Here is a 23,161-nt window from a genome sequence, read left to right on the forward strand (position 1 = left end):
GGTGCGCGAAGCGGGAAAACGGGCGGGGTCGGAGGGGTGAAATGCGCGGGATGGGCATGCCGTGCACCACGCCGATACTTCATCGGGTCGCGGCGTTGCACCGCGACCCGTCCACATCAGATCACTTCACTTCGCTCCGCCGTTCCGGCAGAACTGCTCGTAGACCTGCGCCGAATTCGCGAAACCATGCGCCTTCGCGAGTTCCCACGGACGCTCGCATTGTTGCGTGCGTTCGCACCACGCATAGCCGGCCGAGCCGATGCAGCCGTGTGCATCGCGATCGCCGCCGACCATCGGCGGGGCTGCTTGCGCGGCGGTATCGGCCGGCGCCGGCGCATTGGCCGGTGCGGACGATTGCGCCGCACAGGCGCTCAATGCGAATGCGCAGGCGATCGCGGCGGCAAACGACGCGGAGGGAAGGTAACGTTTCATCGGGTAGCGCTCCATGGGATGACGATCGACTGCGGATGCCCGTGCGCGGGCGCATAACAGCATGAACGGTCACGCATCCGGCACCGGCACGCGCGACGAGAACTTCACCTCGCGCAACGCGAGGCTCGACTGGATCGACGACACGCCGGCCTGCTTTCTCAGCACGCGCTCGACGAATTCCGCATACGCGTCGAGATCGGCCGCGACGACCTGCAGGATGTAGTCGGCCGCGCCCGTGATCTTGTGGCACGACGTGACCTCGTCGTGACGCCGCATCACCTCCTCGAAGTGATCCGAATCCTGATCCGAGTGCATGTTGAACGTGACCTGCACGAACGCGAACACGTTCATGCCGAGCGCGCGCCGGTCGAGGTTCGCCTGGTAACCGGTGATCACGTGCTCGTCCTCGAGCCGTTTGCGGCGGCGCCAGCAGGGCGTGACGCTGAGCGACAGCTTCTCGCCGAGCGTCGCGTTCGACAGCGCGCCATCTTCCTGCAGCAGGCGGAGCATCGCGCGGTCTACGCCGTCCAGTTCAACTGAAGCGCGATTTTTGCTCATATCCGGAGTTCCGTAGGCAGATTTCTCAAAATTGTACGAAACGAAGAGGCGAAAAGCAAAGCTATTGCCAGCTGGCGTCAATAGACTGTTGCCACCCCTTTCCCCTCGTCATCACGGCAACGGTCAACCATGCTTACGGTCTACAGCAGCGATCACCACCTGCATCGCGGCGTCGAATTGAAGGACGGCGCGATTACCGAGTCGTTCGAAAACCCCCTTCGTGCCGAAACGGTGCTGGCGCAGGTCCGCGCGGCCGGCCTCGGCGACGTGATCGCGCCGCGCGCGTTCGACCGCGCGAGCTATGCCGGCGCGCACAGCGCGCGCTACGTCGATTTCCTTGCCGGCGCATGGGACGAATGGACGGCGACCGGCCGCACCTGCCAGGCGCTGCCGCTCGTGTGGCCGGTGCGTGCGATGCCGGCGTCGACGACGCTGCCCGGCTTCATCGATGGCAAGCTCGGCTTCTTCGCGATGGACGCCGGCGCGCCGATCAACGCAGGCACGTGGGACGCGGTGAGCGCGAGCGCGAACTCGGCGCTCACGGGCGCCGACCTGCTGTCCGGCGGCGGCGCGCGCGCGGCGTTCGCGCTGTGCCGCCCGCCCGGCCACCACGCGGGCCGCGAGTACATGGGCGGCTATTGCTACCTGAACAATGCGGCGATCGCCGCGCAGCACGGCATTGCAAGCGGCGCGGCGCGCGTCGCGGTGCTCGACGTCGATTTCCACCACGGCAACGGCACGCAGGACATCTTCTACGAGCGTTCCGATGTTCTGTTCGCGTCGCTGCACGGCGAGCCGCCGGTGTCGTACCCGTACTTCTCCGGCTATGCGGACGAGCGCGGCGCGGGGGCCGGCGAAGGCTTCAACCTGAACCTGCCGCTGCCGAAGGGCACGCAGTGGGACACGTATTCGGCCGCGCTCGGCCAGGCCGCTGCCGCGATCGCGAAGCACACGCCCGATCTGCTGGTCGTGTCGCTCGGTGTCGACACGTTCGAGCACGACCCGATCAGCCATTTCAAGCTGCGTTCGCCCGACTACCTGCGGATCGGCGAAGCGCTCGCGCGCCTGAACCTGCCGACGCTGTTCGTGATGGAAGGCGGCTACATGGTCGACGAGATCGGCATCAACGCAGTGAACGTATTGCTGGGATTCGAAGGGCGCGCGTGAGCGTGCGGCATGACTTCGACGAACGACGGATCTGAACACGAACGAAGCGCGACAAGGACGGAGACAACCATGAATCGACATCACAAGACGGCACTCGCCACCGCGGCCGCACTGACGTGCGCGCTGTCCGCAGGGGCCGCGCACGCGGACGACATCGTGCGCATCGGGCACGTCGCACCGCTGACCGGCGCGATCGCGCACCTCGGCAAGGACAGCGAGAACGGCGCGCGGCTCGCGGTCGAGGAAATCAACGCAAAGGGGCTCGTGATCGGCGGCAAGAAGGTCACGCTGCAACTTGACGCGCAGGACGACGCGGGCGATCCGCGCACCGCGACGCAGGTCGCGCAGCGGCTCGTCGACGACAAGGTCATCGGCGTCGTCGGCCATCACAACTCGGGCACGTCGATCCCCGCGTCGCGCGTGTATCGCGACGGCGGCGTCGTGCAGATCTCGCAGGCCGCGACCAACCCGACGTACACGCAGCAGGGCTTCAAGACGACGTATCGCGTCGTCGCGACCGATGCGCAGCAGGGGCCGGCGCTCGCGATGTATGCGGCGAAGAACATGGGCATCAAGACGGTTGCCGTGGTCGATGACTCGACCGCATACGGGCAGGGCCTGGCGACCGAGTTCGAGAAGGCTGCGAAGTCGGCCGGGATGAAGGTCGTGTCGCGCGACGCGACCAACGACAAGGCGATCGATTTCCGCGCGATCCTCACGAAGATCAAGGGCGAGAACCCGGACGCGATCATGTACGGCGGGATGGACGCGACGGGCGGGCCGCTCGCGAAGCAGGCGCGCCAGCTCGGCATGCGCGCGAAGATCCTCGCCGGCGACGGCGTGTGCTCGACCGACCTGCCGAAGCTCGCGGGCCCGGCGTCGGACAACGTCGTGTGCTCCGAGGCCGGCATCGCGCTCGAGAAGATGCCGGGCGGCGCGGCGTTCGCGAAGCGCTACGAAGCGCGCTACCACCAGCCGATGCAGGTGTATGCGCCGTTCTCGTACGACGCGGTGTACATCATCGTCGACGCGATGAAGCGCGCGAATTCGACGGATCCGACGAAGGTGCTGGCCGCGATGCCGGCCACCGACTATCGCGGCGTGATCGGCGAAACGAGCTTCACGCCGCAGGGCGACCTGAAGCACGGCGCGATTTCGGTATTCACGTACAAGAGCGGCAAGAAGGCGCTGCTCGATATCGTCAAGATGTAACGCGGCACGCACCGCTGTCGCGGCCCACCGCAGGCGCAGACCTCAGGCCGCGATACCGGCGAACACGTTGTGGACGACCACTCCTGGCACGAGGCGGGGCTGCCGCAGCCAGTCGAACGCGTGCGCGACGATGCGCACCGTCGGCTGGCTGCCGTGCAGCGACCCGAGCGATTCACGGTCGATCCACGCGCAAAGCGCGATCCCGTTCATCGGGCGTCGCCGTTACAGCCGCTGCACCTGCGCGCGCGTGCCGGCCTGGCGCGTTTCCGCGTCGTGCACGATATGCAGCTCGCGCGTGCGGATCGGCAGCGCGCAATTCGCGTCGGCGAGGGTCTTGCGCACCTGGCGCGCGAGGCGCCAGCGCATCGCCCAGAACCTGTCGGTATGCGTCCACACGCGCAGGTTCGCGATGGCCGTGCTGTCGTCGAAGCGCATCACCATCACGTCCGGCGCGGGATCCTGCAGCACGTCGGGATCGGCCACCGCCAGCGCCCGCAGCGCGTCGAGCGCGCGATCGATATCGTCGTGCACCGACACTTCCACTTCGAGATCGAGACGGCGCGTCGGGTTGCGTGTGTAGTTGCGGATCGCGCTGTCCCACAGCGCGCTGTTCGGTACGTACTCGCAGATGCCGTCCGGCTTCGTCAGCCGCGTCATGAACAGCCCGACCTCGTCGACGGTGCCCGCGACGCCCGTGCCGCCGTCGATGTAGTCGCCCACCTTGAACGGCCGCAGCAGCAGGAGCATGATGCCGGCCGCGATGTTCTGCATCGTGCCCTGCAGCGCGAGCCCGATCGCAAGGCCGGCTGCGCCGAGCACCGCGATGAGGCTCGCGGTCTCGATGCCGAGCTGCGACAGCGCGCCGACGATCGCGACGATGCGGATGCCCCACACGGCGACGTCGCAGAGGATCGGCCGCAGCGTGTCGTCGACGCGCTCCTTGTTCGAGAGCAGCCGGCTCAGCCAGTTGCCGATGCGTTTCGACAGCCACCAGCCGGCGACGAGCAGCGCCAGTGCGGCGCTCAGCTTGATCGAGAGGGTGGAAAGCGCGTTCCACAGGAACGTCCAGCGTTCCGGATGAAGTTGATCGAGAAACATGACGGAATTCCGGGTTGAGGACAGATGATGCAGCGCGTCGCGCTGCCGGCAGCGTTCGACTGTACACGCGGCGCGGTGGTTCACGCGAATGCCTGAGGTCGGAGCGCGTGGATTTAACGCGGGTACTAAGGGCGCGTTATAACAAATAGGATTCGTCCTATTCAGCCATGTTGAGTGGATCGATACACTCGCCTTCATGTTGCCGGATCGCGATGCAGGCTCCTCCGCGATACCCGGTCCTTTCCCGGTTTTTCATCGATAGACAGCGAGTGACGACGTCATGCGGTCAGACCTGCGTTTTCGTCTCGCACGCGAGCAAGGTCGACCCGCACAACACGGCGTTCGCTGTTTCCCGTTTCGCCATGCGCTGCTGCGCGCCGTCATTGCGGCGCGATCGCGCAGGCGTCTCACGACGCCGCGCCGTTCACGCCCGTGGTGGCGGGCATGGCACACCTTGTCGCACCGGCAGGTCGCGCGGTGCATGCGTCGGAGCGCGGCGTCGTGACGTTCATCGGCACCGAGCCGCGCGGTTATGGCAAGTACGTGGTGATCCGCCACGACGGCGGCTATGCGTCGTACTACGCACACCTGTTGGTGTTCGAGCCGACGTTGCGAACCGGCAGGCGGGTCGTGCGCGGCCAGCGCGTCGGCGCGTCGGCGCGGTCGGCCGCACCGGGACGGCCACCGGCCCGCATCTGCACTTCGAGATACGCAGGCATGCCCGCCTCGTCGATCCGGTCGCGCGGGTGCAGGCGGCCAAGTCGGCGAAGCTGAAGGGCGAGCAGCGTGTCGCGTTCAACCGCGTGGCGCGGGATGCGCGCACGCAACTCGCTTCGGCCGCGTGGACGCAACCGGTTGCGAGGTCGGAGCCTTCCGCGTCGCACCCAGGCTGATCGTTTGCCGGACGCGAGCCTTCGCGGCCGGCATTGCGTCATCGGGTACACACGTTGGCTGTCGCAGCGTCGTCACTATTCGGAGCGCGCGTGCGTTTGAACGACAGGTCATCGTGCGAAGCAACATCACTGAATGGCGTGCGGCATGTGCGTCGCCAATCATTCGTCGCATTGCGTCAAATTTTCCGATTGCTTCGGAATGCGGCGCGATCTCCTTCAACGCGTCAAGCAAAGCCGGCAATTTCAACCGGCAATTCGTTTCATCCGGCTACGGCGCCCGCCACGCCTTCATATGCCGCACAGCGGCAATTCCGCTTTCCTTATTTCCCAATCCGAAATTAATCGCGGCGTGATTGCCGATATCACGTCACCGGATCTTGCGATTATTTCAAGACAGGTGATATAACCCGTTTCACGCACCGATTTGCAGCAATAACGTCACCAATAAAGGCGAACGGCAAAATGAAAAGAAAGGCGCGGAACCTGGGTTTGGGTGGGATGGCGATCCTGACCGGCGCGATGCCGGTGGGCGTACATGCGGCGTGCTCGGCCACCGCGCCGGGTAGCGGCACGACGGTCACGTGCACGGGGGCGAATGCGCCGTCGGTCGTGGCCGCGACCGGCAGCACCAACGTGACGATCAACCTCGATTCGACGGCGACGGGCAGCTATGTGCTGACGTCCACACCGACGCCGTTCTCCGTCGACACCTCGAGCGCGATCGCCAACAACGGCAACCTGTCGATGTCCGGCAACGGCACGGGCGTCGCGAACCGCGGCGCGGTGCTGCTCGGTGTGAACAACGGCAACACGCTCACCAACGGTGCGACCGGCGTGATTTCGACGACGGGCGCCTACAACGACGCGATCGCCGCGAACGGCAACAACAACACGCTCGTCAACAACGGCTCGATCGCGACTACCGGCAACAATTCCTACGGGATGACGGCCGCGTGGGGGCAGAGCAACCCCGGCGCGTCGGGCAACCAGATCGTCAACACGGGCACCGTGACGACGTCCGGCAACAACGCGCGCGCCGCGTCGCTGCTCGGCGGCAACGGCACGATCACCAACAGCGGCACGCTGACGTCGAATGGCCGCGATGCGCCGGCCGTCTACATGCAGGGCAACAACGACATGCTGGTCAACAGCGGCACGATCCAGACGACCGGCACCGCGACGAGCGGCGGCAGCGTCGACGCGGTCGTGTCGAACACGCTCGGCAGCTCGTTTACCGCGACGATCACGAACCAGGCCGGCGGAAAGATCATCAGCAACAACGGCATCGGCGTGCGCTCGACCAATGGCGCGACCACGATCACCAACGCCGGGCTGATCCAGGGCGGCGGCGGCACCGCGATCCAGGGCGGCAACGGCAACGTGACGCTGATCCTGCAGACGGGCTCGCAGATCGTCGGCACCGCGAACGGCGGCGGCGGCGCCAACACGGTGACGCTGCAGGGCACGGGTACCGCGTCGAACGCGTTCACGAACTTCCAGAGCCTGACGATGGCCGGCACCGACTGGACGTGGGCCGGCACCGGCACGTTCTCGACCGCGCTCGTGCAGAGCGGCACGCTGAACCTCACCGGCACGCTCGGCACGACGACGGCGTCGGTCGTCGCGACCGTCAATGCAGGCGCTACGCTGCAGGCGAACGCGTCGAACCTGCCGCTGTCCGTCACCGACAACGGGCTCGTGCGTTTTCAGCAGGACAGCGCCGGTACGTACACGGGCACGATCAGTGGTTCGGGCGCGGTGGAGAAGACCGGTGCGGGCACGTTGACGGTCACGCCATCGTCGGCGGGCGGCAACACGTACTCGGGCGGCACGACGATCACGCAGGGCACGCTGTCGGTCGCCGCCGACAACGCGCTCGGTGCGGCGCCGGGAGGCCTGACATTCAACGGCGGCACGCTGCAGCTTGGTAGCGCGTTCAACCTGGCGTCGGGCCGTGCGGTGTCGATCACGTCGAACAACGGCACGATCGATACGCAAGGCTTCAACTCGACGCTGACACAGGGCATCACGGGCGCCGGCGCGCTGACGAAGCTCGGCAGCGGCACGCTGACGCTGAACGGATCGAACAGCTATTCGGGTGGCACGAACGTGAACGCCGGCACGCTGGTGGTCGGCGATGGATCGAGCGCCACGTCGGCCCTGGTCGGCGGCGGCCCCGTGGCGGTCGCGCCGGGCGCGACGCTCGGCGGGTATGGCAGCGTGACGGGCAACGTGACGAACAACGGCACGATCTCGGCGGCCAACGCACTCGCGAGCCTTTCAGGCGGCGCGACCGGCAATTTCCTGATCAAGGGCAACCTGACGAACGCGGGGCGCGTGCAACTCGGCGGCAGCGGCGTCGGCAATACACTGACGGTGGCCGGCAACTACGTCGGCCAGAACGCGACGATCGCGTTGAACACGACGCTCGCGGGCGACGGTGCGCCGTCCGACAAGCTGGTCGTCAGCGGCGGCACGGCGAGCGGCAGCAGCACGCTGAAGGTGACGAACGTCGGTGGCGCGGGTGCGCCGACGACCGGCGACGGCATCCAGGTCGTGCAGGCGACCAACGGCGCGACATCGAGCGCGGGCGCGTTCACGCTGTCGGGCGGCACGGTGAGCGCGGGCGCTTATTCGTACTTTCTCGCGAAAGGCGGCGCGGCGAACGGCACCGGCGACAGCTGGTACCTGCGCAACACGGTGCCGCCGAAGCCGGAACCGCCGGTCGTCGAGCCGGGGCAGCCGACGCCGCCCACGCCCGAGCCGGTCACGCCCGCCGAAGGCACGCCGGAGTCGATCGTCGAAGCCGTCACGGATGCCGGCGCCGGCGGCAACCCGGAGCCGATCTATCGCCCCGAGGTGCCGCTGTACGCGGAAGCGCCGGCCGTCGCGCGCCAGCTCGGCCTGCTGCAGATCGATACGTTCCATGACCGGCAGGGCGAACAGGGCTTGCTGGCCGAGAACGGTTCGGTACCCGCGTCATGGGCACGCGTATGGGGCGGCAACAGCAACATCAAGCAGAAGGGCGATGTGACGCCGTCGTTCGACGGCACGGTGTGGGGGATGCAGGTCGGCCAGGATCTCTACGCCGATACGACTACCAGCGGCCATCGCAACCACTACGGCTTCTTCCTCGGCTTCTCGCGCGCGGTCGGTGACGTGAACGGCTTCGCGCTCGCGCAGCAGGACACGGGCGTCGGCTCGCTGCAGGTCAACGCGTACAACCTCGGCGGCTACTGGACGCATATCGGCCCGGGCGGCTGGTACACGGATGCCGTGCTGATGGGCAGCGCGCTGAACGTACGCACGCATTCGAACGACAACGTAAGCGGTTCGACGAACGGCAACGCGTTCACGGGTTCGGTCGAAGCCGGGCTGCCTATCGCACTCGGTTACGGGCTGACGCTCGAGCCGCAGGCGCAGCTCGTGTGGCAGTGGCTGTCGCTCGATCGCTTCAACGACGGCGTGTCGAGCATCGGATGGAACAACGGCAATACGTTCCTCGGCCGGATCGGTGCGCGGCTGCAATACGCGTTCGATTCGAACGGCGTGAGCTGGAAGCCGTACCTGCGCGCGAACGTGCTGCGTTCGTTCGGCACCGACGACAAGACGACGTTCGGCGGTTCGACGACGATCGGCACGCAGGTCGGGCAGACGGCCGGCCAGATCGGCGCGGGGCTCGTCGCGCAGCTGACGAAGCGCGGCAGCGTGTATGCGACGGTCAGCTACCTGACGAACCTCGGCGGCGAGCACCAGCGCACGATCACCGGGAACGCGGGCGTGCGGTGGGCGTGGTGATTGAAAGGGCAGGGATGCGTTGATCGATCGGCCGCGGCGCATATCGTCGCGGCCGGTCCGCGCATGCCACTTACGCAGCGTGTTCGACCGGCAACCAGATTTCCAGCACGCCAGCGCCCGTCACCGGATCGTAGTCGCCGCTGTAGCGCTCGAACTCGGGTGCGTCGACCGCCTTGAATCCCGACGTCGGCAGCCAGCCGTTCCAGATGCTGTAGAAGGTCTGGTGCAACGTCGAGATATGCCCGGCGTGTTCGAACACCGCATACCGCTGCGGCGCCAGTTCGACCCAGCGAAACGGCGCGGGCAGCCGGTCGCGGCTCGTGACTTCCACGCCCGCGATGTATTCGAAGCTGCCATCCGCATCGGGGTTGCAGCACACGCCGTACGTCACGTCGCCGACCTGGCCCGGAAGGGTACCGATGTATGGGATGAACGCTTGCCACAGCGCCGGAATCCCTTCGTTGGTTTCGAACGTATAGCGGTCGCTCATACCCGCGATCAATCGCTTGCCGGCGGTTTCGAAGCGTGACGGCGTCACGTCGATGATCTTCAGTTCTTTCATGCGAAGCGGCTCCACAAGAGACAACCCGTCGAGTGTGCGCCGTGCCCGCACGTCCTCGGGCGTCATGCCGAAGAGATCGCGGAAGGCGCGCGTGAACGCCTCATGGGAGCCATAGCCGGCATCGAGCGCCACGTGCAGGATGTCCGGCGCGCCTTGCGCCAGTGCCCGCGCCGCACGCGTGAGCCGCCGCGACCGGACGTAGCGCATCACCGGCCAGCCGGTATTCATCGAGAACAGGCGCGAGAAGCCGAAGCGCGACATGTCGCAACCGGCGGAAATCCTGTCGAGCGTCAGTTCCCTGTCCAGTTCGGTTTCGATCAACCAGAGTGCTTTTCCTACCGGGTTCATGGCGGGCCAATGAGGGTGTCGGGCGGACTATATGGTATCGGCGTCTCGGGCATTTGATCGTTCTTGCACGCGCAAGCGGGTTTCGTCGCGAAAAAGGTGTCACAAGTGACTTTGTCGCCGACCTGCGCTACGCTCCCAACTCCGATACCCCGAGTCGTAATAGCATGTCGTTCATCAGCACCGGCGTCGAGTATGGCCTGCATTGCCTGCTCTACCTCGCCGACACTTCCACGGGCGTGCGCGATGCCAGCGTGCGCGATCTGGCCGAGATGCAGGGCGTGTCCGTCGACTACGCGGCCAAGTTGTTCACGCGTCTCGCGAAGGCCGGGATCGTCGCGTCCAGCGAAGGCATTCGCGGCGGCTTTACGCTGGCGAAGCCGGCGCGTGACATCTCCGTGCAGGATGTCGTCGCAGCGATCGACGGCGACAAGCGGCTGTTCGACTGCCGCGAAGTACGCAGCCAGTGCGCGGTGTTCGAGGGTGACGCACCCGCGTGGGCCACGCGCGGCACCTGTTCGATTCACGCTGTGATGCAGGCGGCCGAACAGGCGATGCGGGAAGAACTGAAGAAGCAGTCGCTCGCCGATCTTGCCGGGCGGGCATGGTCGAAAGCGCCGGCCAGTTACGGTCCGAAGGTGGTCGGCTGGTTTGCCGATCGCGCGGCGAACCGTGGCGGCGAGCGCTGATTCGCGTTTGCGTGAAACGACAATACGCGGGACGCTTTCACCGCGCCCCGCGCATCATCGGCGCACGTGCGCCGGTCAGGCCACGACGATCCGCAACGGATCCGCGGCCGTCAGCGCTTCCGCACGATCCGCGCGCGGCGGATAGATCCACTCCGAATTGATCCGGTGCTTGAGTTGCTTCGCTTCAGCACCCGTCAGTTTCACCTCGCGCTCCCAGCCTTCCGTATAGACCGCGCCCCACGGGCCGAGGTCCAGGCACGTCACGTACTTCGGCTGACTGTACGGAATCGGTTCGAGACCCAGCAGATCGGCCGCCACGTTGTGCCCGGCCGAACGGCCCAGGTTCATCGCGTGCTGGCACGACATCATCGTATGGTTGCCTTCGTCGTCGGTTGCCGCATAGGCGACGTCGCCCGTTGCATAGACGCCCGGCACGCCGTCGACCGCGAGGTTGCGGTCGACGTGCAGGCGGCCCGTCGCGTCGCGGCGGCCCGGAATCTGTTCGGTCAGCGTGCTCGCACGCAGGCCGGCGGTCCAGATCACGGTGTTCGACTCGATGCGCTCGCCGTCGGCCGTCGTGATGCCGCCTGCGTCGACTGACGCGACGCCGGAACCGAGCTGCCACGTCACGCCGAGCGTGCGCAGCGCTTCCTCGATGACGGGGCGCGGCCCCGCGCCCAGATCGGGGCCGATCGCGTCGTTGCGCTCGACGATCACGACGCGCACGTCGGCCTGCTCGCCCAGCACGGCGCGCAGGCGCGCCGGCATTTCCGCTGCCGTCTCGATGCCCGTGAATCCGCCGCCTGCCACTACGACCGTATTGCGTGCGGCGGAAGCCGGCTGCCGCGCCAGGTCGCGAATGTGCGCTTCGAGTTCGACGGCTTCGTCGGTCTGATCAACGCTGAACGCGTGCTCGACGAGGCCCGGAATTGCCGGGCGGAACAGGCGGCTGCCGGTTGCCAGCACAAGGCGGTCGTAGTCGAGCGTCGACGCCTGGCCGCCGGTGCCCAGCACCTCGACGGCCCGGCGCGCGACGTCGATGCGCTCGACCGTGCCCTGGACGAACGTCACGCCGACCGCGTCGAAGATCTCGCCGAGCGGCGCGCGGAAATTCGCCGGGCCTTCTTCGTAAAGGCGCGGACGAACGTGCAGGTGCGCGTCGGGCGCCACCACGGTGATCTCCACGTCGGTTCGGCCGTGCAGGTCGAGCAGACGCGCCGCGCTCAATGCGCTCCACATGCCGGCAAAGCCGGCCCCGATAACAAGAATTCGTTGTGCCACTGTTCCACTCCGGTTGATTGATGCACGAGGTCGGTAGAACACCGACGTTGCCTCCCGCATCGATGCGCTCCATAACTACGATTCTATGAGTCGTAGTTATGGAGCGCAAGTCCTGTGTTCGGAATGACCCGGCGAAAAATCAGGGAGTGACCCGGTTGGAGGCTGTGTCGCGCACCCGGCTCGGAGCCGGTCTGCCGGCATGCTCGCGGGGCATTGCCGCGCGACTGGACCGTAATCGGGTTGGCCTGACGCCGATCCGTCGCCCGCACCGTAACGATGTCGCAGTCGTTGGACGGGCGACCGTTGCTGCGTCATGACGCGAAGCGATGCTGAGGCGCAGGGGAACGTGCCGGCGCCGGGATCCGGCGTCCGGCTTCATGGTCGCCGGCCTTCACCGACGGCGCTCAACGTCCTGCCGCGAGCGCGATCGGCGAGCGTCTTCCGTTGGCGACGTGATGACGCAGGCGTTCCCGGGCGGCCAGATACAGGTGCCCGGTGATGGCGGACAGTTGCTGATCGTGGATCAGCAGGATGCGGCTGACCGCTTCCGGTTCGTGATCGACCAGCCGGCAGCAGGCGCCCTGGTCGACGCGTGCGACGCACGCGTGAAGCGCGCGCTCTGCGCACCGGTATGCCATGACGTTCGTGTCGATCGACGCCGTATCGCGCAGGTAAAACGTCAGGTAGACGACGCGGACCAGGTAGCCGACCTGATCGAGGTTGCCGCCGCCCGACGTTACCGACTCCAGCGCCAGATGATGGGCCAGCGACAGGGTTTGCACGATGTCGGTTGGCAGCGGTTTCAACAGGTGCCGGGTGTCGCTGCGACGACCGGCCCATTTCATGATTGCCTTGCCTGCTGGCATTGCTTCCTCGTCAAATCCATTGACTGGCAATCGCCGGGTGAATCGGCCCCCGGCGATTGCCTTCCCGTTGATGGTGCGGCCGGTTAACCCAGCGGCCAGTTCAGGAACACGATGCCGTCGTTGTAATCGTCGTCCGTACCGTCTTCCGACCCGACGATCCCGAAGTACGACTTCTTGAAGAGGTCGACCTGCCGCGAGCCCAGGCGCGACGGCTTGCCGTTGGCCATGACGATCACGCGCACGCGTCCCTTGCCGGAGTCGAGCACCTTCGTGCCGAGGTTCTGGTCCTGCACGCCCGCGCCCTTGAACGTGGCGGCGGGTTTCGGGTTGTCGTCGATGTAGATGTCGATCGTCTGGTCGTTCACCGCGTTGGTGAGCGCGGTGACGCCGAACTTGATGTTCGGCGGCAGGTTGAAGGTGCCGTCGCGTTCGCCGCCGGCGCCGACGTTGCCGGCACCGGTGTTGCCGCCCGCACCGGTTTCGCTGCTTCCGCCGCCCTGCGACGACGATTGCGCGGCTGTTTCGCCGATCGCGGAAAGGCTCGCGTACGAATCGATATGCATCGCGCTGCCGCGCACGCTTTTCCACTGGCCTTTCACGAACGTGACGCCGCTGCCGACGTCGATCGTCGCGACGAGCGTGAACGGCATGCGCCCGGTCGACTCGGGCACCTTCGATGAATACGTGAAGCAGCCGTCCGCGACGAGGCCTTTGTCGGTCGCAATCGCGAAATAGATGCCGGGGAAGTTGTTGCCGGTCGCATACGGCGTCGGCACGTTGAGGATGACCTGCAGCTTTCCGTCGCGAATCTCTGCTTTGGCGATGTCGATATACAGGCCCGGGATGTCGACGTAGGTTTCTGACGTCACGACAGGCGCGCTGACGATCGAAGCCGAAAGAAGCGGCATGGAAGTCTCCGGTGATAACGCAGTTCTGGATGGGGGGCGTGAGGGTCCGCCGAACGCGACGCAAATCCGCCGGCCGGCCGGCAGGCGGCCGGCCGGCGGCGGTCGGTCGTTTGTTGCGCGTCAGGTCAGCCGATCGGCCACTGGAGCACGACGATGCCGTCGTTGTAGTCGCTGTCGTGGCCGTCTTCCGACACGACGATGCCGAAGTTGACCGTGTACGGCGAGCCGTCCGACTTCTTGCCGTTGATCGGCGCGAGGCGTGCGTCGGTGGCCGACGGCTTGCCGTTGACCGACACTTCGAAGCGGAGCTTGCCGTTACCGGAATTCAGCGTGACTTCACGCGTGCCGTCGCGCGTCGTCAGCTTGTGATAGGCCGCGGGTTCAGCGCTGTCGCCGATAAACAGCTTGATGTGCTGTTGCTCGGCCGCATTCGCGAAGAAAATCGCGCGGAAATCGGTATTGGGCGGAATCGAAAACTCGCCAGCGCGGTTGGAAGACGTTTGAGAGTCGGCCATGCGTTCCTCCTGAGGAGTGTTGGGTAGGGCGTGAGGCCCTGTCGCGCAAACGTTTGCCGTTTGAAATGCGACTTCCCGAGCATGCCGAAAAATAAATAAAAAAATATTCGAAATTGAGTGATTATTGTTTAATGAATCGAAAATCACGTTTAATCGATTCAATGAAATGGATTGAATGAAATGAGTTTCGAGATATTCGGGAAATGATGTCGATGCGCGTATCGTTTTATTGAACGCTGCGTGGCTGTGCCGGCGGGGAGGGGGCGGGCGCGATTGGGCTTCGGAGCCGACACTCGGCGTTCGCATATGGCAGCGTTGTCGTTTCAACATCGACGCCTCGGTCGTGGCCGCGCCACCGGCCACCGTCGAACGCCCACACCGAAGCCCGGTTACAAGGGGAGGGGGCGGCGACCGGCGAAGAGGATGGACCGACTCACTCCGAACATGAATGGGACCTCACCGGCGCCGCACCCGTGAAGCATATCGACAGGGCAGGGCGCCGCCTATCGGACACGACTGATTCTGCGCACACAAAAAACGCGCGATTCCCGCGCACCCCGTTGACAGCCCCGGCCACCCTGTGATTTGATTCTGGCCATGCAAGCCGCCCAGTCCCTCTTCTCGCTACGACTACTAGCCCGTTTCTCCGGGCTGGGTCTGCGGCTGCGCGCTTTCCATCTGCTTCTTTCCTGAAGCGCCAGATTTCCCCCGTATCGCCGACCTGGCCCCGGTTATCGACCGGCGCCTGAGTTCGTCATTGTTCCGTATCGCTCCGCTCCGTCCCGGTCGCTCAACCGCCAAGGCTGTCGTTCGCCGTACCGCTTTGCCGTTGTGCCGTTTCATCGCTGTCACCGCTGCGCGCGCAGCCGGCCACTCCCGCCGATGGCCGCCGCGACGCGGTTTCCCGACAAACCGACCGAGGACCGAACACCATGATGCTGAAGAACCCCGCGACGAAGTACCGCCCGTTTACGCCCGTCAACCTGCCGAACCGCACGTGGCCGTCGCGCACGATCACGCAGGCGCCGATCTGGATGAGCACCGACCTGCGCGACGGCAACCAGGCGCTGTTCGAGCCGATGGACGCCGCGCGCAAGATGCGGATGTTCAAGACGCTGGTTGCGATCGGTTTCAAGGAGATCGAGGTCGCGTTTCCGTCCGCGTCGGAGACCGATTTCAACTTCGTGCGTGAACTGATCGAAGGCGGCCACATCCCCGACGACGTGACGATCGAGGTGCTGACGCAGGCGCGCGACGACCTGATCGAGCGAACCTTCGCATCGCTGCGCGGCGCGAAGCGCGCGATCGTGCACCTGTACAACGCAACGGCGCCGGAATTCCGCAAGATCGTGTTCGGCCTCGAGCGCGACGGCGTGAAGCAGCTCGCAGTGAACGCGGCGCGCACGATCAAGCGCTTCGCCGACGCGGCGACCGATACGCAGTTCACGCTGCAATACAGCCCCGAAACCTTCACGGCGACCGAGCTCGACTTCGCGAAGGAAGTCTGCGACGCCGTGTTCGACGTGTGGCAGCCGACGCCCGAACGCAAGTCGATCGTGAACCTGCCGGCGACCGTCGAAGTCGGCACGCCGAACTTCTACGCGGACCAGATCGAGTGGATGCACCGGAACCTTGCGCGTCGCGATTCGCTGATCCTGTCCGTGCATCCGCACAACGATCGCGGCACCGCGGTTGCGGCGGCCGAGCTCGCGGTGATGGCCGGCGCGGACCGCATCGAAGGCTGCCTGTTCGGCAACGGCGAACGCACGGGTAACGTCGATCTCGTTACGCTCGCGCTGAACCTGTACACGCAGGGCGTCGATCCGGGCCTCGATTTCTCGCAGATCAACGAAGTCGCGCGCACGTCCGAGGCGTGCACGCAGTTGCCGATCCACCCGCGTCATCCGTATGTCGGTGACCTGGTGTTCACCGCGTTCTCCGGTTCGCACCAGGACGCGATCAAGAAGGGCTTCGCGGTGCAGCGTGCCGACGCCGTATGGGAAATGCCGTACCTGCCGATCGATCCGAGCGATCTCGGCCGCACCTACGATTCGATCATTCGCGTGAACAGCCAGTCGGGCAAGGGCGGCATCGCGTACCTGCTCGAACAGGGTTACGGCGTCGCGTTGCCGCGCCGCATGCAGGTCGATTTCAGCGCAGCCGTGCAGCGCCTGACCGACGACAGCGGGCAAGAGGTGACGAGTGCGCAGATCTGGTCGCTGTTCCAGCAGGAGTACGTCGAAGGCGATGCGCCGCTGCGCTATGTCGGCCATGAGCTGACCGAACGCGACGGCCGCGAGTCGATCGTGCTGACCGTCGACGTGCACGGCGAGCGCCGCGTGCTGCGCGGCGAAGGCAACGGCCCGCTCGACGCGCTGATGCACGCGCTCCACACGCCGTTGCGGATCCAGCATTACGAGGAACGCGCGCTGTCGCAGGGCGCCGACGCGAAGGCGATCGCGATCGCCGAGCTGGCCGGTTCCGGCGTGCGCGGCAGCGCATTCGGTGTCGGCGTCGACGCGAACCTGACGACCGCGTCGATTCGTGCGGTGATCAGTGGCGTCAACCGCGCGTATGCCCGTGCGGACGAGGCCGTGCAGGCGACGTTTTTTGGCGCACGGGCCGCGGTGAAGGCCGTCGCGTAAGCGGAGCCGGGGTGGCCGCGCCGGGGTGCTCCGGCGCGGCGGCCTTGCCGGTCGCTGTGTCGCTGCTGCTGCACGATCCGGCAAGCGAGTCGTGCAGCGCTTTCTTCATGAAGTTCACCCACGCGCGCGTTTTCGCATCGAGAAGCTGGCGCGACGGATACGCCAGAAACACCCTCACGTCGTCCGCGCGATAGTCGGGCAGCACGCGCAGCAGCGCACCCGAACGCAGCGCGTCATCCACGACGAAATCCGGCAGCAGGCCGACGCCCGCCCCTTCCGTTACCGCGATCGCCAGCGAAGCCGCGATATCGGCCGTCAAGGCCGGTTCGAACGCGATCGTCTCCGAAGCAGTGCCGTTCGTCAGCGTCCATTCGCGCGCCGGGTACGCGGGCGCGACCAGTTGCACGCAGCGATGCCGTGCGAGGGCGCGCGGCGAGTCCGGCATCCCGTAGCGTGCGACATACGCGGGCGAGGCGCACAGCACGCTGCGGATCCTGCCGACGTCGATCGCGACCTGGTCGGAACTCGGCAGGCTCGGCATCGCGATCACCGCGACGTCGTAGCTGCCGCGGATCAGGTCCGGCACCTGCGGCGCGAGCGTCAGGTCGACGCTGACGTCCGGATAGCGCGCCTGGAACCGCGCAACGAGCGGAATCACGAAGCGGTTCGCGATGCTCGCGCTGCAGTGCGCGCGCAGCCGGCCGTGCGGATGCCGTTGCGCGCCGCGGGCCTCGCGTTCGCTCGCGGCGACGGCGAGCGTGATGTCGCGTGCGCGCGCGAGGTAGCGTTCGCCGGCTTCGGTCAGGCACATCGAGCGCGTCGTGCGGTTCAGCAGCCGGATGCCGAGATGCGTTTCGAGTGCCGCGATCGTGCGGCTCACGTACGCGGTCGTGAGGTCGAGCCGCTTGCCGGTCTCGGTGAAGGTCCCCGCGTCGGCGAGTGTGACGAAGACCTGCATGCTTTGAATCAGATCCATCGGCGTGGCGCGTGTGTGGTGCGATGCCGCTACTGTAGCGAGCGGCCCGGCGCGCTGCGCGCGCCCGCCAGCGATCGATCGTCGCGAAACGGACAGTCCGGCTCAGCGCCGCCGGAAGTATTCGCTCGGCGGGACGCCGAGTGCCTTGCGGAACATCGCCGCGAATGCGCTCGGGCTGTCGTAGCCGTGTTCGAGTGCGAGTTCGAGGATCGGCGTGCCGGCCGCGAGGCGCGGCAGGCTCAGCAGCAGCCGCGCATGGCGGCACCACGCGCCGTGCGTCATCCCCGTTTCGCGCTTGAACGTGCGCGCGAGCGTGCGCTCGTTCATGTGCGCGTCGCGCGCCCACGACTGCAGCGTGACGGCCGTCGCTGGGTCGCTGATCAGCTGCGTACACAGCGCAGCGAGCGCCGGATGGCGCGGCATCGGCACATGCAGCGACAGCAGCGGCGCGATTTCGATTTCATCGAGGATCAGTGCGAGCACGCGGCCCGCGCGATGCGCGAGGTCGTAGTCGGCCGGCAGTTCGCATGCGGTCACGATCAGCTCGCGCAGCAGCGTGCCGACCTCGATCACGCGGCATTCGCGCGGCAGGCTCGGCCGCACTTCCTGCGCAACGAACACCGTGCGCATCTGCACGTCACCGGCCATGCGGATCTCGTGCCGCGTGCCGCCCGGCACCCAGACCGCGCGGCCCGTCGGCACGACCCAGCTGCCGGCGTCCGCATGCACGAGCATCACGCCGGAAATCGCGTGAATCAGCTGGCCATGCCGATGCGAATGCGGCGGATAGGCGATGCCGGCCGCTGCGTCCGACGCGACGGCGGCAATCTGCTTGTGCTTGTCCTTGCGCTCGAGCGCGCTGAAGAATTGATCCACGTGTCCTTTTCTCGACGACGAATGCGCTTTACGCGCGAGATCGACCGACCGGGTCGAAATTACCATAGGCCCATCGTTTTTGTTCGATTGCCATTGCACGATGCGCGCCTCGTTATTGCCTCCGGTTTTTCTTCGTTCGTCCGTTGCTGTTGTGTTGCTGAGCGCCGCGATGCTCACCGCGTGTTCGGTCGGCGCGCCGTACCGGCCGCCCGCACCCGATGCGGCGCGCATCGGACCGTTCGACGCGGTGTCCGGCGTGCCGGTCGCGGCCGCCGGCGAACCGCCCGCGCGCTGGTGGCGGCTCTACGACGATCCCGTGCTCGACGGCCTCGTGCGCGACGCGCTCGCGCAGAACCGCGATCTCGCGGCCGCCGCCGCGCGGGTCGAGCGTGCGCGTGCGGTGTTCGACGAGGCCGGCGCCGCGCGGCTGCCCGACACGACGGCCGGGTTCGGCGTCGACTACGGCAAACACGCGCCCGACCAGATCGTCGCGGCGGCCAAGGGCACCGATGCGCATACGCGCGGGGGCTTCGCGCCGTCGTTCTCGCTGTCGTGGGAAGTCGATCTGTGGGGCCGCGTGCGCCATCTGGTCGACGCTGCGCGCGCCGATGCCGATGCCGTGCAGGCCGCATCCGATGCGATGCGCGTCGTGGTGGCTGCCGAAACGACGGCCGCCTATGCGCAGGTGTGCGCATACGGCGAGCGGATCGACGTGGCCCAACAGTCGGTCGGGATCGCGGACCGGCTGGCCGCGCTGACGGCGAAGCAGCGCGCCCACGGGCTCGTGTCCGACCTCGAGGTGGCGCGCTCGCGCGCGTTCGCCGGCGACACGCGCGCCGATCTGCCCGCACTCGTCGGCTCGCGTCGCGCGGCGCTGTACGAACTCGCGGTGCTGACCGGGCGTGCGCCCGGCGCGTTGCCCGATGCCGCCGCGCATTGCCGCACGGCGCCGGTGCTCGCGCGGCCGTTCCCGGTCGGCGATGGCGCGTCGCTGCTGCGCCGCCGCCCCGACCTGCGCGAAAGCGAGCGCCAGCTGGCTGCCGCGAATGCGCGGATCGGCGTGGCGACGGCCGAGCTGTATCCGTCGATCTCGCTCGGCGGCTCGGTGAACTGGCTGTCGACCGGCAGCGACCCGGAGACGCTCGGCGACAAGTACGCGATCGCATGGGGTGTCGGACCGCTGATCACGTGGCGGTTTCCGAACCTGGCGGCGAGCCGCGCGCGACTCGCGCAGGCGCGCGCCGACGACACGCTCGCCCGAACTCAATTCGATGCGCAGGTGCTGCGCGCGCTGAAGGAAACCGAGCAGGCGCTCGCGCGGTACGGCGCCGCTTGGCGCCGCCGCGCCGCGCTCGAAACCGCGCGCGCCGAGCATGCGCGCGCCTATCGCCTCGCCGAGCTGAACTACGAGGCCGGCGCACTCGATTTCCTCGGCGTGCTCGATGCGCAGCGCAGCCTCGTTGCGGTCGATTCGGCGCTGGCCGAGTCGACGCAGCAGGTCTCGCTCGACCAGGTCGCCGTATTCAAGGCGCTCGGAGGCGGCTGGCAACCGTAGCCCGCCGCATTCGCTGCACCCCTGTCCGTTCTCTTGCACGCCCACTCATCATTCCGATCATGAGCACGACTGCCATACCCGAAAAAGCCAAAACCGCCCGATTCTCCCGGCGCCAACTGATTGCCGCGGGCGTCGTGCTCGCCGTCATCGCGCTTGCCGTGTCCGGCTCGCACTGGTGGACCGTCGGCCGTTTCATCGAGGGCACCGACGACGCGTATGTCCGCGCCGACGTCGTGACCGTCAGTTCGCGCGTATCGGGTTACGTCGTGCAGGTCACCGTCGACGACAACCAGCCGGTGAAGCGCGGCGACGTGCTCGTGCGGCTCGACGATCGCGACTATCGCGCGAAAGTCGACGATGCGCAGGCGGCCGTCGCGGCGGCCGATGCGACGCTGCAGGCCGAGCAGGCGGCGGCCGCGACGCTCGACGCGCAGGTCGGCCAGCAGCGCAGCCAGATCGCGCAGGCCGACGCCGACGCGGCCGCCGCACGCGCCGAAGCCGCGCGACGCGACGCCGATGCGACGCGCTACAAGCAACTGCTCACCGAATCGGCAGCGAGCGGACAGCGCTGGGAGCAGGCGCACGCGGACGCGCTGAAGGCGCGCGCCGAGCTGGCCCGCGCGGGCGCGGCCGTGCGCGTGCAGACCGACCAGCAGACCGTGCTGCAGCGCCGTCGCGAGCAGAGCACCGCGGCGATCGCGCAGGCGCGTGCGCGGCGCGCAGCCGCCCAGGCGAAGCTGGCACTCGCACAGCTCGATCTCGACCACACGGTGATCCGTGCGACGCGCGACGGCAGTGTCGGCCAGCGCGCGGTGCGCTCGGGCCAGTACGTCGAAGTGGGGATGCCGCTGCTCGCGGTGGTACCGCTGAGCGACGTGTATGTCGTCGCGAACTTCAAGGAAACGCAGCTGGGCGCGATGCGCGACGGCCAGCCGGTCGAGATCGACGTCGACACCTATGCGGGCCGCACGCTGCACGGTCGCGTGATCGGCCTCGCGCCGGGTTCCGGCGCCCAGTTCGCGCTGCTGCCGCCCGACAATGCGACCGGCAACTTCACGAAGATCGTGCAGCGCATTCCGGTGAAGATCCGCGTCGATGTGCCGCCGGCCGGCGTCGTGCTGCGGCCCGGGATGTCGGTGATCGCGCGCGTCGACACGCGCGGCACGCAGGGGGCCGGCTCGTGACCGATACGACTGCGCAGGCTGCGCACGAAGAGACCGTTTCGCTGCGCGCGTGGGTCGCGGTGCTCGGTGGCGTGTTCGGCTGCTTCATGGCAGGCATGAACGTGCACGTGACCAATGCGTCGCTGCCCGACATCCGCGGCTCGCTCGGCGCGAGCTTCGAGGAAGGCTCGTGGATCACCACCGCGTACCTGGTCGCCGAGATCGTCGTGATTCCGCTTACCGGCTGGCTCGTGCAGGTGTTTTCCGCGCGGCGCGTGCTGCTGGTCGGGGCGTCCGGCTTCCTCGCGTTTTCGCTCGCGTGCTCGGTCGCGCCGAGCATCTCGACGATGATCGCCGCGCGTGCGCTGCAGGGCGCATTCGGCGGCGTGCTGATTCCGCTGTCGTTCCAGTTGATCATCACCGAGCTGCCGCCGTCGAAGCACCCGCTCGGGATGGCGCTGTTCGCGATCGCGAACAACGTCGCGCAGGCGGCCGGGCCGTCGATCGGCGGCTGGCTGACCGACGTGTATTCGTGGCGCTGGATCTTCTACCTGCAGATTCCGCCGGCGATTGCGCTGGTCGCGGCGATCGGCTGGGCGATCCGGCCGGTGCCCGTGCAGCTTGGAATGCTCAGACGGGCCGACTGGTTCGGGATCGCGACGATGGCGGTCGGCTTGAGCGCGCTGCAGATCGTGCTGGAGGAGGGTGGGCGCAAGGACTGGTTCGCGTCGGGCCTGATCGTCGAGCTGTCGCTCGTCGCGGCGGCGGGGCTGGCCGCGTTCGTTGCGATCGAGCTGCGGTGCAAGGAGCCGTTCATCAACCTGCGCCTGCTGGGTCGCTACAACTTCGGTATCGCGAGCCTGATGCAGTTCCTGTTTGGCGCGGTCGTGTTCGGCGTGGTGTTCCTCGTGCCGAACTACTTCGCGGAACTGCACGGCTACAGCGCGCGCGACATCGGCCTCGCGATGATTCCGTACGGGCTCGTGCAGTTCGCGATGTCGTTCCTCACGCCGCCGCTGATGCGCCGCACGAGCCCGCGCACGACGATCGTGCTCGGTTTCGTGCTGGTCGCGGCCGGGTGCCTGATGAACATCCACCTCGACGCCGACGCCGCATCGAACGTGATCGTCCCGTCGCTGATCGTGCGCGGGGTCGGGCAGTCGTTCGTCGTGATCGCGCTGGCCGTGATGGCCGTCGACGGGATCGAGAAGGCGCAGCTCGGCTCAGCTTCCGGCGTGTTCAACATGGTCCGCAACGTCGGCGGCGCGATCGGCATCGCGGTGATGAGCCAGCTCGTCGTCGAACGGCAGAAGCTGCACGCGATGCGCATCGGCGAGGCGGTCACGCCGTTCTCCGAAGCATTCCAGGAACGCATGGCGATGCTCGCGCGGCTGCTCGCACGCGTGCATGCCCCGCGTGTGGACGTACTGCCGGGCGGATCGATCTCCGGCGTGCACGAGCTCGCGCTCGGGCTCGTGAACCAGCGCGTGATGCGCGAGGCGCTGCTGATGGCGTACAGCGATGCGTTCCTGATTGCCGGGATCGCGATGATCGGGTGTACGGCGGCGGCGTTCGTGTTGAAGGGGAAGAGGAAGGGGTGACGGTGGAGGGGGCGCGATACC

Annotated in this window: 20 protein-coding genes and 1 pseudogene; 10 read left to right on the forward strand and 11 right to left on the reverse strand. The window is 67.1% G+C overall.

All coding sequences use genetic code 11. The features are described 5' to 3' along the window. Positions 1-126 precede the first annotated feature (126 nt). Both BLA15945_RS13340 and BLA15945_RS13345 read right to left on the reverse strand, forming a co-directional pair. Entirely contained in the window at positions 127-432 is a 306-nt protein-coding gene (locus tag BLA15945_RS13340; RefSeq protein ID WP_059240848.1) for a hypothetical protein, read from the reverse strand. A gap of 69 nt (positions 433-501) precedes the next feature. Next, positions 502-990 carry an Lrp/AsnC family transcriptional regulator gene (locus BLA15945_RS13345; RefSeq protein WP_059237927.1) on the reverse strand — a complete coding sequence of 163 codons (489 nt, stop codon included), beginning with the start codon at positions 988-990 and terminating at the stop codon, positions 502-504. A gap of 129 nt (positions 991-1,119) precedes the next feature. On the opposite strand from BLA15945_RS13345, the gene BLA15945_RS13350 reads away from it, so the two are divergent. Both BLA15945_RS13350 and BLA15945_RS13355 read left to right on the forward strand, forming a co-directional pair. After that, positions 1,120-2,157, forward strand: coding sequence for a histone deacetylase family protein (locus BLA15945_RS13350; RefSeq protein WP_059237926.1), 1,038 nt, complete (start codon positions 1,120-1,122; stop codon positions 2,155-2,157). A gap of 69 nt (positions 2,158-2,226) precedes the next feature. Beyond that, complete coding sequence (locus tag BLA15945_RS13355; protein ID WP_174992591.1) at positions 2,227-3,369, forward strand: branched-chain amino acid ABC transporter substrate-binding protein; 1,143 nt, start codon at positions 2,227-2,229, stop codon at positions 3,367-3,369. 42 nt (positions 3,370-3,411) lie between these two features. Here BLA15945_RS13355 and BLA15945_RS13360 read toward each other — a convergent pair whose 3' ends face one another. Further along, on the reverse strand, positions 3,412-3,579 hold the full coding sequence (locus BLA15945_RS13360; RefSeq protein WP_174992592.1) for a hypothetical protein: 168 nt from the start codon (positions 3,577-3,579) through the stop codon (positions 3,412-3,414). A gap of 12 nt (positions 3,580-3,591) precedes the next feature. Further along, positions 3,592-4,467, reverse strand: a complete 876-nt coding sequence (locus tag BLA15945_RS13365; RefSeq protein WP_174992593.1) for a mechanosensitive ion channel family protein — start codon at positions 4,465-4,467, stop codon at positions 3,592-3,594. A gap of 453 nt (positions 4,468-4,920) precedes the next feature. On the opposite strand from BLA15945_RS13365, the pseudogene BLA15945_RS13370 reads away from it, so the two are divergent. From BLA15945_RS13370 to BLA15945_RS13380, 3 genes and pseudogenes are all read left to right on the forward strand, one after another. After that, positions 4,921-5,360 (forward strand): annotated as a pseudogene (locus tag BLA15945_RS13370) (M23 family metallopeptidase); the annotation flags it as partial. 113 nt (positions 5,361-5,473) lie between these two features. Then, on the forward strand, positions 5,474-5,713 hold the full coding sequence (locus BLA15945_RS13375) for a hypothetical protein (protein ID WP_174992594.1): 240 nt from the start codon (positions 5,474-5,476) through the stop codon (positions 5,711-5,713). A gap of 145 nt (positions 5,714-5,858) precedes the next feature. Next, complete coding sequence (locus BLA15945_RS13380) at positions 5,859-9,158, forward strand: autotransporter outer membrane beta-barrel domain-containing protein (protein WP_174992595.1); 3,300 nt, start codon at positions 5,859-5,861, stop codon at positions 9,156-9,158. A gap of 70 nt (positions 9,159-9,228) precedes the next feature. Here BLA15945_RS13380 and BLA15945_RS13385 read toward each other — a convergent pair whose 3' ends face one another. Beyond that, positions 9,229-10,068 (reverse strand): AraC family transcriptional regulator, encoded by an 840-nt coding sequence (locus BLA15945_RS13385; protein ID WP_059237922.1) that lies wholly within the window; start codon positions 10,066-10,068, stop codon positions 9,229-9,231. 164 nt (positions 10,069-10,232) lie between these two features. On the opposite strand from BLA15945_RS13385, the gene BLA15945_RS13390 reads away from it, so the two are divergent. Next, complete coding sequence (locus BLA15945_RS13390; protein ID WP_059237921.1) at positions 10,233-10,754, forward strand: RrF2 family transcriptional regulator; 522 nt, start codon at positions 10,233-10,235, stop codon at positions 10,752-10,754. A gap of 75 nt (positions 10,755-10,829) precedes the next feature. Here BLA15945_RS13390 and BLA15945_RS13395 read toward each other — a convergent pair whose 3' ends face one another. The 4 genes from BLA15945_RS13395 to BLA15945_RS13410 form a co-directional block, all read right to left on the reverse strand. Next, complete coding sequence (locus tag BLA15945_RS13395) at positions 10,830-12,035, reverse strand: NAD(P)/FAD-dependent oxidoreductase (RefSeq protein ID WP_174992596.1); 1,206 nt, start codon at positions 12,033-12,035, stop codon at positions 10,830-10,832. 404 nt (positions 12,036-12,439) lie between these two features. After that, positions 12,440-12,880 carry a hypothetical protein gene (locus BLA15945_RS13400; protein ID WP_217468152.1) on the reverse strand — a complete coding sequence of 147 codons (441 nt, stop codon included), beginning with the start codon at positions 12,878-12,880 and terminating at the stop codon, positions 12,440-12,442. A gap of 104 nt (positions 12,881-12,984) precedes the next feature. Further along, positions 12,985-13,809, reverse strand: a complete 825-nt coding sequence (locus BLA15945_RS13405; protein WP_174992598.1) for a fucose-binding lectin II — start codon at positions 13,807-13,809, stop codon at positions 12,985-12,987. Between the two features lie 125 nt (positions 13,810-13,934). Beyond that, positions 13,935-14,324, reverse strand: coding sequence for a fucose-binding lectin II (locus BLA15945_RS13410; RefSeq protein WP_059237917.1), 390 nt, complete (start codon positions 14,322-14,324; stop codon positions 13,935-13,937). A gap of 935 nt (positions 14,325-15,259) precedes the next feature. Between BLA15945_RS13410 and leuA the strand changes: the two genes are divergently transcribed. After that, positions 15,260-16,969: a 2-isopropylmalate synthase gene (leuA, locus tag BLA15945_RS13415; RefSeq protein ID WP_174992676.1), complete on the forward strand. Its 1,710-nt coding sequence runs from the start codon at positions 15,260-15,262 to the stop codon at positions 16,967-16,969. Here leuA and BLA15945_RS13420 read toward each other — a convergent pair. Together BLA15945_RS13420 and BLA15945_RS13425 are read right to left on the reverse strand one after the other, a co-directional pair. Beyond that, positions 16,887-17,945, reverse strand: coding sequence for a LysR family transcriptional regulator (locus tag BLA15945_RS13420; protein WP_174992599.1), 1,059 nt, complete (start codon positions 17,943-17,945; stop codon positions 16,887-16,889). The two genes, leuA and BLA15945_RS13420, sit on opposite strands and share 83 nt — an antisense overlap. Before the next feature lie 102 nt (positions 17,946-18,047). Continuing rightward, positions 18,048-18,821 (reverse strand): AraC family transcriptional regulator, encoded by a 774-nt coding sequence (locus BLA15945_RS13425; protein WP_081051962.1) that lies wholly within the window; start codon positions 18,819-18,821, stop codon positions 18,048-18,050. Positions 18,822-18,990: 169 nt separating this feature from the next. On the opposite strand from BLA15945_RS13425, the gene BLA15945_RS13430 reads away from it, so the two are divergent. The 3 genes from BLA15945_RS13430 to BLA15945_RS13440 are packed head-to-tail and all read left to right on the forward strand — an operon-like array spanning position 18,991 to position 23,140. Then, positions 18,991-20,376 (forward strand): efflux transporter outer membrane subunit, encoded by a 1,386-nt coding sequence (locus BLA15945_RS13430; protein WP_233464208.1) that lies wholly within the window; start codon positions 18,991-18,993, stop codon positions 20,374-20,376. 59 nt (positions 20,377-20,435) lie between these two features. Continuing rightward, a complete protein-coding gene (locus BLA15945_RS13435; protein ID WP_174992601.1) occupies positions 20,436-21,560 on the forward strand; it encodes an HlyD family secretion protein in 1,125 nt (374 codons plus the stop codon). After that, complete coding sequence (locus tag BLA15945_RS13440; protein ID WP_174992602.1) at positions 21,557-23,140, forward strand: MDR family MFS transporter; 1,584 nt, start codon at positions 21,557-21,559, stop codon at positions 23,138-23,140. The genes BLA15945_RS13435 and BLA15945_RS13440 overlap by 4 nt, the downstream gene beginning before the upstream one ends. Positions 23,141-23,161 lie beyond the last annotated feature (21 nt).

This window comes from Burkholderia arboris (assembly GCF_902499125.1).
In the GTDB taxonomy this organism is placed as follows: Bacteria; Pseudomonadota; Gammaproteobacteria; order Burkholderiales; family Burkholderiaceae; genus Burkholderia; species Burkholderia arboris.